Consider the following 13,009-nt stretch of genomic DNA (forward strand, 5'->3'; position numbering starts at 1 on the left):
ACATAAACCCGATCATGCAGCGCAAATCCACCAGACATAGGGCATTCGACCCGGATCCCGACGCGCCCGAGCGCTATTGCGACATGCCCGGCTGCACCGAACATGCCGGATATCGTGCGCCCAAGGACCGTACGCAACTCAGACAGTATTTCTGGTTCTGTCTCGAACATGTGCGGCAATACAACGCGCGCTGGGATTTCTATAAGGGCATGACGCCCGGTCAGATTGAAGCCCAACTTCGCGCCGACATCTCATGGCAACGCCCCTCCTGGAAGCTCGGCACACGTGGCGGCCAGAATTTCGACGAAGAGGAAGTGCTGGACCCGCTCGATATCCTCTCATCCACGCGCGCGCGACGCGCACAGGCCGCGAAGCAACGTCACAATCCGGGTCGCGACTCTGCGCCCCCTGCCCTGCGCGACCATCTGCGCGCCCTCGCGCTGGACTGGCCTGTGACTGTGGATGCCCTCAAGATCCGGTACAAGGAACTGGCCCGCAAGCATCATCCTGATGCCAATTCGGGCGATCCCGCCGCCGAGGACCGCTTCAAGACAGTAAGCGTCGCCTATAGTGCGATTCGCGCCCATCTGGTCAGTCTCTAGACCCGATAAATGCGCGTTTCCCTCTGGCCATGGGAGGAAACATGACCATATCCTTGGCCGGAACCTGACATGATTGAGTGAAAGACGGATTGAAACCATGAGCGATCTCGCCTCCATCGACGCACCGGAAACGGTTGTCACTGCCGAACAGAACGCGGTGCCGACCCATGTCCTCGGCGCGCCGGACCGGATCGTCTCTGCACGTGACGTTTTCGGAATCGATTGCGACATGGAGGTGCCAGCTTTCTCGATACGCACAGAACATGTCCCCGATATCGACCCGAGCTATCAGTTCGATTGCGATACCACGCGCGCCATACTTGCCGGGTTTGCCAATAATCGCCGTGTCATGGTGCAGGGCTTTCATGGGACTGGCAAATCCTCGCATATCGAGCAGATTGCGGCACGGCTGAACTGGCCCACCGTGCGCATCAATCTCGACAGCCACATTTCGCGCATCGATCTGATCGGCAAGGATGCCATCGTGCTGCGCGACGGCAAGCAGATCACCGAGTTCCGCGAAGGGCTCCTGCCCTGGTGCCTGCAGCACCCTGTGGCGCTCATTTTTGACGAATATGATGCGGGGCGCCCGGATGTGATGTTCGTGATCCAGCGCGTACTCGAGGCCGAAGGGCATTTGACCCTGCTCGACCAGAACCGCGTGATTCGCCCTCATGCCGGATTCCGCCTTTTTGCCACGGCGAATACCGTGGGGCTGGGCGACACGACCGGGCTGTATCACGGTACCCAGCAGATCAATCAGGGCCAGATGGATCGCTGGAACATCGTGGCATCGCTCAATTATCTGCCCCTCGAGCAGGAAGTGGGGATTGTCCGTGCCAAGCTCGGCCTAAACGACGACGCCACCGTGACCAAGCGCCTCGAGAGCATGGTCGCGCTGGCCAACCTGACGCGCGCCGGGTTCATGGCAGGTGATATCTCAACCGTCATGTCACCGCGCGCGGTGATTACCTGGGCCGAGAACGAGCGCATCTTCGGTGATCTGGCTTTCGCCTTTCGCCTGACGTTTCTCAATAAATGCGACGAGGCCGAGCGCGGAATCGTGGCCGAATATTATCAGCGCTGTTTCAATCACTCACCGTTGAACAGCTGACAGGCGCGCGCTCATGGCCTCTCCCAGAGCAAAGACCCCTGACAGGAGCACGACCGATCTGGCTCTTCCGGGCAGCGAACGCACGGATGCCTTTCGTCGCGCAACGACTGCTGCCCTGCGTGCCATGTCCGGCGAACCCGAGACGGAAATCAGCTTCGCAGCTTCTGCGGCTGCCAAATCCGGCAGTGGTATCCAGCTTCCCTACGTCTCGCGTGCGCTGACCCCGCAGGAGATGACACGGGTGCGCGGCGCGGCCGATGCGGCTGCCCTGCGTCTCAAGCATCATGACGCGACGCTCTCTCCCCTGCCCGCCAACGCCGACAGTGCCGAAACGCGACCGCTCTACGACGCATTGGAGCAGGTGCGTTGCGAGGTTTTCGGCGCGCGTCATATGGCGGGGGTTCAGGCCAATCTGAGGCAGAAACTCGCACTCGACTGCAATGAAGGCGGCTACGGCCGCATGAGCGCGCGTGACGACATGCCCGCGACTGTTGCTCTACCCCTCCTGGTGCGCGAGGCCCTCTCGGGTGAGAAATCACCAAACCAGGCTGGCCCCGCCCTTAAATCGTGGCGCGACACGCTTTCCCCCGAAGCTCAGAACGCCCTTGCGCGTCTGGCCTCGGCGCAAATGGATCAGACGCGCTTTGCCGAGGCCTGTTCGGGGCTCTTCAAGGCGTTCGATTTGACCGAGGAGCCCGAACAGGAAGATCAGAGCGAGGCGGATGATCCGGACGAGGATGATGACAGTCAGACCGAGTCGGACCAGCCGGATGACGAGCCCTCCCCCCAGGATCAGGACGACAGCGAGACACACGGCTTTCAGCCCGAGCCGACCGAGCAGCCTGACAGCCGCGAGGCGAGCGACTCCGAGCTCCAGGATGAAGGCGCTGAGCAGCCCGCAGGAACCCTCGAAGACGACGAGGGCAAGGAAAGCGAGGGCGCCTCTGCCCTCCCGGCGTATAAAGTCTTCACCACGGCCTTCGACGAGGAAGCCGATGCCGCGAATCTTTGCGATCCCGATGAACTTGCTCGCCTGCGTCAGCAACTCGATCAGCAGCTGAGTAGCCTGCAGGGTGTCGTTTCGCGCCTTGCTCATCGCCTGCAACGCAAGCTCATGGCGCAGCAACAGCGCTCCTGGGCCTTCGATCAGGAAGAAGGCATTCTCGACGCGGCAAGGCTTGCCCGCGTGGTGGCCAATCCGACCTTGTCCCTGTCGTACAAGGTCGAGCGTCAGGCCGAATTCCGCGACACCGTGGTGACGCTGCTGATCGATAATTCGGGCTCGATGCGCGGGAGACCGATCTCAGTGGCCGCCATGTGCGGCGATATCCTCGCCCGTACGCTGGAGCGTTGTGGCGTCAAAACCGAGGTGCTCGGCTTTACAACGCGCGCATGGAAAGGCGGCCAGAGCCGCGAACGCTGGGTTGCGGCCGGACGCCCGCCCGATCCGGGACGTCTGAATGATTTGCGCCATATCATCTACAAGGACGCCGACACCCCGCTGAGACGGGCACGCAATAATCTCGGGCTGATGCTGCGCGAGGGGCTCCTCAAGGAAAATATCGACGGCGAAGCCCTTGTCTGGGCCTGGAAACGCCTACGCCGCCGCCCTGAACACCGGCGCATCCTGATGGTGATATCAGACGGTGCACCCGTGGATGACAGCACGTTCTCGACGAATCCGAGTTCGTATCTGGAAGATCATCTGCGCTCGGTCATTGCCCGCATCGAAGCCTCACCCGAAACCGAACTCCTCGCTATCGGGATCGGTCATGACGTGACGCGCTATTACCGCAATTCGGTCACGCTCACGAATGCGGAAGAACTTGGCGGCACCATGATCAAACAACTTTCGGATCTCTTTGTCGCCCGCTGAGAGGCTTTCCTGAATCGAACCGCGCCCACCGGCCCCTGAAGGCCGGTGAGGAGACGTCAGATCCCGGCAAGTCTCTCGATTTTCGAGAGCATGGCGTCGATAGTCTCCCGTGTTGTACGATGATTGACGATAGCGGCTCTGATGACCAGTCGCCCTTGGATACGCGTGGTCGAGGGAGCCGCAACGCCACTCTCATGCAGATCCTTCACCAAGTCATCGATCGCCTTATCATCGCGATCAGCCAGAGTGAAACAGACGATATTGAGGGCTACCGGCGCCATGAGCAGATAGCGTGCATCTGCCTCCACGCGCTCTGCCAGATACCGGGCCACGGCGCAGCATTCCGCCACCATCTCCCCCAAGCGGCGAGCGCCATAATGGGCAATAGTCATCCAGACCTTGAGCGCCCGAAATCCACGCGAAAGATCAGGTCCGAAATCGCAGGGCCAAGGCGCGTTACCCGCCAGCCCTCGGTCAGCGCGCGTCAGATAGCTGAGCGATTGCGCGAAGGCCTGGGCATGGAGCGCCCGGTCACGCACAAGGACACACCCCGCGTCGTAGGGCGCCTGCCCCCATTTGTGGAAATCGAGGGCAAGGCTATCCGCCTGCTCAATTCCGTCCAGCATGATCGCATGCTCAGGGGAGAGCCTTGCGAAGGCGCCGAACGCACCATCGACATGAAACCAGCAATTCTCTGCCCGGGCGATGGCGGCCAGTTCATCGAGCGGATCAACCGCGCCACAATCCACGCTGCCGGCCGTGCCCACGATGATGAAAGGGGCATACCCTGCCTGCCGGTCCTGCTGGATGCGCGCCGCGAGGGCTGCCCTGTCCATGCGATAAAGCTCGTCGACAGGAATCAGACGCAGCGCATCGCTCCCGAGCCCGGCCAGATCAAAGGCGCGGCTCACGCAGCCATGGGCGGTCTCGGCGGCATAGCCAACCAGCTTGCGGTGCCCTACCCCACCTGCCCGTAATCCGGGATCAGCCGCACGGCTGGCTGTAATGATCCCGATGAAATTGGCCAGTGACGAGCCTGTGACCAGACAGCCGGAGGAATCGACCGGCATCCCCACCATTTCAGCCGCCCAGCGGATCACCTGACGTTCGACCTCGATGGCCGCATGATCCCGCCCGCCGCAATTATCGTTGAGGCTTGCCGCCAGCAATTCGGCCAGTATGCCGATGGGCGTACCCGCGCCCTGGACCCACCCCATGAAACCGGGATGGGTGTTGCCATTCGAATAAGGGCGTATCTGCCCCAGAAACCGGGAGTAGAGCACCTCGGCCGCCTCACCCTCCTGCGGCAGGTCGTGGCGGAACGCGTCGCGTGCCTCCTGAGGCATGGGCTGCCAGACCGGCCCCTCCCCCATATGCTCGGCACGATCGAATACATCATCCAGCATGCGATGCGACAAGGCGCGCAGCGCCGTCCAGTCTTTCGGATCGAGCCCACTCATCGCCAACACTCCCCTGCGCCATGAACCGGCCTGACCGGCCTTGCCTCTCTCATAGCGGGCTAGAGGCGGCGCGCCCAACTCCTGCCGCAAAATTCCGGTTGTGTGCCGGTATGAAGAGCCCCATCCTCCCCCATATGAAAATAGCTGCCGCCTCTCTTATCGGTATGATCGCCCTCGGTACCCTGTCGGGTCAGGCACGCGCCGATGCTATCCCCGCCGCCTGCATGAGCGTCTCTGCCGCGTCACGCACCATGGGCTCGGCCAGCCTTGCGATGACGGGATACGGGGCCACGCTTTCGGGCAACAGCGCCCATCTGACAGTAGGGCAGGTTTCAGTTCAGGATCGACAGGGCCATCTCACCCTGCCCAATCTGCGTGACGCGAACGCCCTGATCTCCTTCGGGCTGCTCAAGCTCGTCCATAACGGCAACCCTGCCGGGTGCCGTGGCGTCGATGGGCGCCCCGCACTGAAAAATCTGCGTGAAGCCCTGCATCAGGGCGCTGTTGCGGAGCTCGTCTGGCATCAGATCGGCCTGTCCGAGGGAGACTCCCGTTACACTGCGGATCAGATTACCGCCACGCTGCGATCCGGTCAGGCGCCAGGAAGTATCGACATCGTTTTCTCCGTGAACGGGCTGACCTCGCCTGGCGGCTCGGCCCTGCCAGGCAGCGTGCGCACGACACTGACGATCCCCGAGCAGATGCTCGACGACACCAAATCGCCTACCGGGCGCATCACGATTTCGTCTCTTCAGGGAATTTGGGCGAAGGGCAGACTGGATGGCAATGGCTGGGTCGCTCCGGGTCATGCCGCGAACTCAAGCTCGGGCGAGCTTCACCTGACAATCACCGATCTCAACGACCTGCTTGCCGTCATCCGGCCTGTCCTGCCGACTGGAGTCAGTACCGCCCTCTCGGTGGCGCAGTTCATGGGGCATCGTGACGGGAACAAGGTAACTTGGGATCTGACGCTCTCCAACGGGATCCTCAAGGTCAATTCCATCCCTATTCCGGTCAACTGAGCGGAAGTCAGGACACCCCGTAGGGCGCCCTGAGAAACGATTATCCAGGATGACGCAGGAGCCCGCCCTCGACACGGAGCGCCGCTCCTGACGTCGCAGAGGCGAGAGGTGAGCACACATAAGCGACCATGTTCGCCACCTCCTCAGGATCAGCCAGTCGGTTGATCAGCGTGGTCGGGCGGTTCTCCTTCAGGAAGCTGGCCTCTACTTCCTGCGGAGAACGACCCGACTTCCCAGCTGCTTTCTCGATCATGCTCATCACGCCCTCGGTCCGCGTTGGTCCCGGTAATACGCTGTTGATCGTCACGCCGCTGCCGGCCACGCTCTCCGCAAGACCGCGCGCGATAGCGATCTGTGCAGCCTTGCTGAACCCGTAATGGATCATCTCCGCCGGGATATTCAGACCCGACTCGCTGGAAATGAACACGATACGCCCATTCTTACGTTCCACCATTCCTGGCAGATAGGCGCGCGAAAGCCGCACCCCGCTCATCACATTGATCTCGAAAAAACGAAGCCATTCCTCATCGCTGATCTCACCGAACGGCACCTCTTCGAAAATGCCGAGATTATTGACCAGCACATCGATGTCTGGGTGGCTCTCAACCAGCGTCGCAATGATCTTGGGCTTGGCAACATCGCCAGCGAACCCCGTCAGACTAGCCTGGGGTATCCCTTTTCTGATCGTCTCGATCGCCGCCGAGGTGCGTTCCTCCCCACGGCCATTGACGATTACATGGGCGCCCGCTTCCGCCAGCCGCGTAGCGATCGCCAGCCCGATTCCGCCTGTCGATCCCGTGACGAGCGCCTTCTTTCCTGAAAGATCCAGTGCAAGCATCATCCGCCTCCATTCATTCGATATGAATCGAACAAACTAATCCGAAGGAAGTTTCCCAAATTTGCACATGAGGCGGGGTAGCAGATCGTGAGAGGCTACGCAGATGGGGCATTGCCCCTTTCTCACCAAAGGAAGGTCGCCCTCTGATGACGCCGGCCAATACGGTTGAAAAGGAGGCCCATCTCAAAGACTACCGCAAGGCATTTCTGGATCGCCTTTAATGGTGTACGCAACTTGTTCAACGAGAGACGCCTCATGCTCCCTTGAGAAGGGCCGCCCCTTTTAAGGGGACAGGACAGCGCTCCGCGCTCTAGCTATCCGCCTTCTCCGCCAATTTTTTGAGCGCCCCCATGACCTTGCGGGCCATCGTGATTCTCTGGGCGTTCGTCATTTCACGCACGACCGCCAGTTTCTGATCGGGGCGCAGCTTGACGCCCTGATCCTTGTGACGTTCCACCCATTTCAACAGCCCCATGGGATTGCGGAATTTGCGGTTGCGAAACTGAATGACCATGCCCTTGGGACCCGCTTCGAGGCGATCGACCCCAGCAGCAGAACAAAGACGCTTGATGACAACGACATCAAGCAGGTTTTCGACCTCCTGCGGCAGAGAACCGAAACGATCAACCAGTTCAGCGCGAATGGCCTCTAGTTCGGCCTCTCCTTCCAGACCCGCAATCCGTCGATAGAGACCCAGACGGACGGGAAGATCGCGCACATAGGCTTCGGGGATGAGCACTGGCAGTCCGAGAATGATGTTCGGCGTCCAGTCCTTGTCCTCCGCCCGCTTCTGGTCCTTCTGCAGGCGCATCGTGGTCACGGCGTCTTCGAGCATCTGCTGGTAGAGCTCGATCCCGACCTCCTTGATATGCCCGGACTGTTCATCACCCAGCAAATTGCCAGCCCCACGCAGATCGAGATCGTGCGAGGCAAGAGTAAATCCCGCACCAAGCGTATCGAGCGTCTGCATGATCTCAAGACGCTTCTCAGATGCGGGGGACAGGCGATGGCTCTGCGGCCAGGTCAGGTAGGCGTAACCACGCTGCTTGCCGCGACCAACGCGCCCGCGAAGCTGGTAGAGCTGCCCCAGCCCGAACATGTCGGCCCGATGGATGATGAGCGTATTCACCGCGGGCATATCGAGCCCACTCTCCACGATATTGGTAGAAAGCAGGATATCGTAACGCCCGTCAGAGAACTCGGTCATGACGCGCTCGAGCTCAGCCGGGGTCAGGCGACCATGTGCCTGGACGGTCTTCGCATCGGGCACGATATCGCGCAGACGATCCGCCATGCGGTCCATATCCTCGATGCGCGGGACGACGCAGAAGACCTGACCGCCGCGGAACCGCTCACGCTGGATGGCTTCACGAATCATCACACTGTCAAAAGGCGTGATGAAGGTCCGTACCGCGAGCCTGTCGGTCGGCGGCGTGGCGATCAGACTCATTTCGCGCACGCCGGTCAGCGAGAGTTGCAAGGTTCGCGGCAGCGGCGTGGCCGAGAGCGTGAGCACATGCACATCCTCGCGCATGGTCTTGAGGCGCTCCTTGTGCGCCACACCGAAATGCTGCTCCTCATCGATGATCAGCAAACCCAGATTCGCGAAATTGATCGATTTGGCGATCAAAGCGTGGGTTCCAACCACGATATCAACCTGGCCCTCCTCCAGGGCACGACGCGTCTCAGCGGCCTCCTTCGCCGTCACGAGGCGTGAAAGCTGCGCGATGCGCACAGGAAAGCCCTCGAACCTGGTCGAGAAGCTACGAAAATGCTGACGCGCCAGAAGCGTGGTGGGAACCACGACGGCCACCTGCACGCCCGAAAGCGCAGCAACAAAAGCCGCACGCAACGCCACCTCGGTCTTGCCGAAACCTACATCGCCGCAAACGAGGCGGTCCATGGGACGGCCGGAGGTCAGATCTTCCAGCACGTCGGCAATCGCGCGGGACTGGTCTTCGGTTTCCACAAAGGGGAAGCGGGCGCAGAACTCATCCCACATTCCTTCAGCGGGCATGAGAGAAGGCGCTTCCTTCATGGCGCGACCCGCAGCCGTGCGGATCAGCTCGCCCGCCATGTCGCGGATACGCTCCTTCATCTTGGCCTTGCGGGCCTGCCAGGCCTGACCGCCCAGCTTGTCCAGCGCGACTCCGCCCTGTTCGGAGCCAAAGCGGCTCAGCAATTCGATGTTCTCGACGGGCAGGAAGAGCTTCTGCGCCCCGTCATAAAGCAGCCTCAGGCAGTCATGGGGCGCGACGCCATCGCTGACCGTCTCGAGCCCCTCGTACCGTCCGATTCCGTAATCGGCATGAACGACGAGATCCCCCTCGGCAATCTCCGAGGCCTCGGTGATGAACTGTTCAGCCCTTCGCTTGCGGCGCGGCGGCCGGGCTATACGCTCACCCAGCAGGTCCTGCTCGGAAATGAAGGCCATGCGTTCGGCCACGAAGCCACGTTCGAGCCCGAGCAGGACAAGCCCGATCGTGCCCGGCGCGATGCCGGCCGCACTCGCCCAGCTATCATGGGATTCGGTAGTGAATTTGTGCTCCTTGAGCAGCGATGCGATGCGCTCGCGCGAGCCTTTGGTCCAGGCCGTGACGTAGCAGCGCCGTCCGGCCTTCTCCCATCCCTCGAGCTGGGTACGAAGCGCCTCGAATGCGCCCTCGCGCGTGCCATCCTTGCCGCGCACGAAGATTGGCCCGGGACGTCCACCGGCATCGATCCCTTCGGCCATGTCCGGCTTGGCGAAGGGGTTGAGCGCGAGACAGGGTACGCGCGCCAGCATGGCTTCCCAGCCCGTGCGGTTGAGATACAGCAGATGTGACGGCAGAGGACGGTAGATGGCTTCTCCCTCACGGGCAGGCGCCTTGCGCGCCTCGAAATGGTCCGCGACCATCTCCAGCCTCGCCGCAAGGATATCGGGCACCTGATGGTCCATGCTGATCGACGCATCAGGCAGATAATCGACCAGCGTGTCCATGTGCTCGTGAAAAAGCGGGATATAGTGTTCGAGCCCCGGGAAACGACGCCCCTCCGAGACATTCTCGTAGAGCACATCCGACGCCGAAGACGGCCCGAACAGGTCCCGCCATGCGGACCGAAAGCGACTGATGGCATCGGGGCTGAGCGCATATTCCGAAACCGGGCGCAGCTTGAAGGCTGCGAGCGTCTCGGTAGAGCGCTGGCTCGACACATCGAAGCGACGGATATTATCCACCTCATCGCCAAACAGATCGAGGCGGATCGGCTCGCTCTCTCCCGCGGGGAACAGATCGAAAATCCCGCCACGCGTGGCAAATTCCCCTGCCTCCATCACCGTATCGGTACGGGTATAGCCGCTCGCGACCAGAAGCTCGATCAGCATCGCCTGATCCAGGCTCTCGCCCTTCTTGACCGCGATGGCCTGGTTACGGAACGCATCGCGCGGCGGGACGCGCTGGACGAGCGCATGAACCGTGGTGAGCACGATCCGCCGTATCTTGCCCGCAGGCTCGAGCAGCCGTGTCAGAGTCGCAGCCCGTTCCGCCGTGATCGCCGGGTTAGGCGATACGCGGTCATAGGGCAGGCAATCCCAGGCGGGAAAGCGCAACACGTGCACGTCAGGCTCGACATAGGCCAGCATGTCGGCAAGGGCAGCGACAGCGGCATCGTCGCGCGCCACATGGATCAGAGGGCCATCATGCTCACCCAGACGGCGGCGCAGCAGAAAAGCGGTATAGGCTTCCGGCACGCCCCAAACGGTCGGCCAGCTGGGGGTATCGGTCATCCAGAAATCCAAAGCACGCGCGCCACGATGCAGTCAGGCTGCCAGGCGATGGTTTCGTTTTGTTCCATGACGGTTCTATCCTATAGCCTGTCAAATTCCCGCTGTCAGCCCATGTTCCATGAAGGCCATGTCCCCAGAAATCGACCGGATTTCACCCCTGCTCGCGCCGCTCGGCACTCTGTCCGGCATCGGCCCCCGTTACGCCGATCTCCTGCGCAAGGTTGCCTGCGGCCCGCGCGTGATGGATCTCCTGTTCACCCTGCCGAGCAGTTACACCGACAGACGCAGCTTCATGACACTGGCCGAGGCCCGAACGCGGCTTATGCCCGGCGCGACCCTCACAGCACGGCTGCGCGTGCTCGATATCGCAGCGCCGTCCCGCCCCCGGCAGCCCTTCCGGATACGCGCGACGGATGACAGCGACGATGTCGAGATCCTGTTCTTTCATCAGGCCTTTATCCGCTCGGTCGGGGCAGGAGATGAACTCGCGGTTTCGGGGAAGCTGGAACGCTACGGCCTGAGCCTTACCATGCCCCATCCGGATTACATGGTGGGTTGGGCGCGCCGCGACACCATTCCGGCAATCGATCCGGTCTGGCCCCTGACGGCGGGGCTCTTCCCCTCCATCATGCGCCGCGCCATGCATAGGGCGCTCGACCTGCTGCCGCCTCTGGCAGAATGGATCCCGCCCGATCGGCTTGCGCGCCACGACTGGCCGGGGTTCGCCGCAGCGCTCGAGATCCTGCACCGCCCCCCGATCGCGCATGACCCTGCCGGCACAGCCAGAGACTGGTCCCGTCTCGTGCTCATGGCTCGGGAGCGTCTCGCCTATGATGAGTGTCTTGCCGACCAGCTTTCTCTGGCGCTTGCCCGTCAGGAGGCACGCGCCCAGCAAGGACGCAGCCTGAGAGGCGATAATTCCCTGAGAGCGGCTGCGCTAGTGCGGTTCGGCCATGAGCCGACCGGCGCCCAGAAAAGGGCGATCGGCGAGATCGACGCGGATATGGAAGCGCCCGTGCCCATGATGCGTCTGTTGCAGGGAGACGTCGGCGCAGGAAAGACGCTCGTGGCCTTGCTCGCCATGTTGCGTGCTGTGGAAGCGGGGGCTCAGGCCGCGCTCATGGCGCCCACCGAAATTCTGGCAAGCCAGCATTTTCAAACCCTGTCCCGCCTTTCGGGCGTCACCTGTGTGTATCTCTCAGGCAGCGTCAAGGGCAAGGCGCGCCGCCTGGCACTTGACGCCATTGCTGATGGTACCGCGCGGCTCATTGTAGGCACCCATGCGCTGTTTCAGGAAAAAGTCGTCTTTCATGACCTCGCACTCGCCGTGATCGACGAACAGCATCGCTTTGGCGTTCAGCAGCGCTCTCTCCTGGGTAGCAAGGGTGCCCAGACCGATATTCTGGTCATGACCGCCACCCCTATCCCGCGCACGCTGCTGCTCACACAATGGGGCGATCTGAGCGTCAGCCGCCTGAATGAGAAACCGCCCGGCCGCAAACCTATCCAGACCTCGCTGCATCCGCTTTCGACGCTGGACGAGGTAATGGGAGGGATCACGCGCATTCTTGCACGAGGGGCGCAGGTGTTCTGGGTCTGCCCCTTGGTGGAAGAAAGCGAGGTACTCGATGTCGCTGCGGCGGAAGCGCGCTGGGCCGATCTGTCACAACGTCTGACCGTTCCCGTCGGACTGGCGCATGGGCGTCAGGAAATCGCGCAGCGACAGGCCGAACTCGACCGCTTCAGACTGGGTGAGACGCGCCTTCTCGTGGCAACGACCGTCATCGAAGTGGGGGTGGATATTCCGAATGCCTCGGTCATGGTGATCGAGCATGCCGAACGCTTCGGTCTCGCCCAGCTGCATCAGTTGCGCGGCCGGGTGGGGCGCGGCGCAGCAGCCTCATTCTGCCTTCTGATCTACGACGACGCCACAGGCGCGACTGGCAAGGAGCGCCTTTCCCTGCTGAGGGAAACAGAAGACGGATTTCTGATCGCTGATCGGGACTTCAGGTTGCGAGGAGGCGGCGACCTCACGGGAAATCGACAATCGGGCCTGCCGATGTTTCGCCTAACTGAAAATGTCGATGCCGAAGCCATTCTGCAAGAAGCGCACCACGATATGGGCGACTTAATTTCAAATTCCCATATACTCGCCCAGAACAAGACCAGTTTACGAACATTACTCAAGCTGTTCGACCGTGATGACACGACCCGCGTCAACCGGGCTGGATAGGATTTGACTTGATGTTCAGGAAATTGCTTATTTAATCTTTTGCAATAATACTCGAAATGATGTCATGATCCGACGCGGTGTTGTGCTTGCCCAAACCT

The 13,009-nt window shown here is 61.5% G+C and carries 8 protein-coding genes; 5 read left to right on the plus strand and 3 right to left on the minus strand.

Annotation, left to right across the window (positions count from 1 at the left end; genetic code table 11):
• Window positions 1-14: 14 nt before the first annotated feature.
• The 3 genes from C0V97_RS10475 to C0V97_RS10485 all read left to right on the plus strand — a co-directional run bounded on the left by C0V97_RS10475 (window position 15) and on the right by C0V97_RS10485 (window position 3,592).
• Window positions 15-602, plus strand: a complete 588-nt coding sequence (locus C0V97_RS10475) for a DnaJ domain-containing protein (protein WP_127102540.1) — start codon at window positions 15-17, stop codon at window positions 600-602.
• A 97-nt stretch (window positions 603-699) separates the two neighbouring features.
• A complete protein-coding gene (gene cobS, locus C0V97_RS10480; RefSeq protein ID WP_127102541.1) occupies window positions 700-1,716 on the plus strand; it encodes a cobaltochelatase subunit CobS in 1,017 nt (338 codons plus the stop codon).
• A gap of 13 nt (window positions 1,717-1,729) precedes the next feature.
• Window positions 1,730-3,592 carry a cobaltochelatase CobT-related protein gene (locus C0V97_RS10485; protein WP_127102542.1) on the plus strand — a complete coding sequence of 621 codons (1,863 nt, stop codon included), beginning with the start codon at window positions 1,730-1,732 and terminating at the stop codon, window positions 3,590-3,592.
• Between the two features lie 56 nt (window positions 3,593-3,648).
• Here the strand turns inward: C0V97_RS10485 and C0V97_RS10490 are convergent, their stop codons facing one another.
• Window positions 3,649-5,052, minus strand: a complete 1,404-nt coding sequence (locus C0V97_RS10490) for a pyridoxal-dependent decarboxylase (protein ID WP_127102543.1) — start codon at window positions 5,050-5,052, stop codon at window positions 3,649-3,651.
• Window positions 5,053-5,162: 110 nt separating this feature from the next.
• Here C0V97_RS10490 and C0V97_RS10495 point away from each other — a divergent pair, with 110 nt between their 5' ends.
• Window positions 5,163-6,074, plus strand: coding sequence for a hypothetical protein (locus C0V97_RS10495; RefSeq protein WP_127102544.1), 912 nt, complete (start codon window positions 5,163-5,165; stop codon window positions 6,072-6,074).
• Between the two features lie 40 nt (window positions 6,075-6,114).
• On the opposite strand, the gene C0V97_RS10500 is transcribed toward C0V97_RS10495, so the two are convergent.
• Both C0V97_RS10500 and mfd read right to left on the minus strand, forming a co-directional pair.
• Complete coding sequence (locus C0V97_RS10500) at window positions 6,115-6,912, minus strand: SDR family NAD(P)-dependent oxidoreductase (protein ID WP_127102602.1); 798 nt, start codon at window positions 6,910-6,912, stop codon at window positions 6,115-6,117.
• Between the two features lie 310 nt (window positions 6,913-7,222).
• The gene (gene mfd / locus C0V97_RS10505; protein WP_127102545.1) at window positions 7,223-10,678 is read right to left on the minus strand and encodes a transcription-repair coupling factor; all 3,456 of its coding nucleotides are present in this window, start codon (window positions 10,676-10,678) and stop codon (window positions 7,223-7,225) included.
• 118 nt (window positions 10,679-10,796) lie between these two features.
• On the opposite strand from mfd, the gene recG reads away from it, so the two are divergent.
• A complete protein-coding gene (recG, locus tag C0V97_RS10510) occupies window positions 10,797-12,911 on the plus strand; it encodes an ATP-dependent DNA helicase RecG (protein ID WP_127102546.1) in 2,115 nt (704 codons plus the stop codon).
• Window positions 12,912-13,009: the final 98 nt, after the last annotated feature.

Origin of the sequence: Asaia sp. W19 (assembly GCF_003994335.1) — a bacterium.
Taxonomy (GTDB): domain Bacteria; phylum Pseudomonadota; class Alphaproteobacteria; order Acetobacterales; family Acetobacteraceae; genus Asaia.

Coding starts and splice junctions, on each gene's coding strand:
- C0V97_RS10475 (WP_127102540.1), top strand. CDS start 15: ATGCAGCGCAAATCCACCAGACATAGGGCATTCGACCCGGATCCCGAC.
- cobS (WP_127102541.1), top strand. CDS start 700: ATGAGCGATCTCGCCTCCATCGACGCACCGGAAACGGTTGTCACTGCC.
- C0V97_RS10485 (WP_127102542.1), top strand. CDS start 1,730: ATGGCCTCTCCCAGAGCAAAGACCCCTGACAGGAGCACGACCGATCTG.
- C0V97_RS10490 (WP_127102543.1), bottom strand. CDS start 5,052: ATGAGTGGGCTCGATCCGAAAGACTGGACGGCGCTGCGCGCCTTGTCG.
- C0V97_RS10495 (WP_127102544.1), top strand. CDS start 5,163: ATGAAGAGCCCCATCCTCCCCCATATGAAAATAGCTGCCGCCTCTCTT.
- C0V97_RS10500 (WP_127102602.1), bottom strand. CDS start 6,912: ATGCTTGCACTGGATCTTTCAGGAAAGAAGGCGCTCGTCACGGGATCG.
- mfd (WP_127102545.1), bottom strand. CDS start 10,678: ATGACCGATACCCCCAGCTGGCCGACCGTTTGGGGCGTGCCGGAAGCC.
- recG (WP_127102546.1), top strand. CDS start 10,797: ATGAAGGCCATGTCCCCAGAAATCGACCGGATTTCACCCCTGCTCGCG.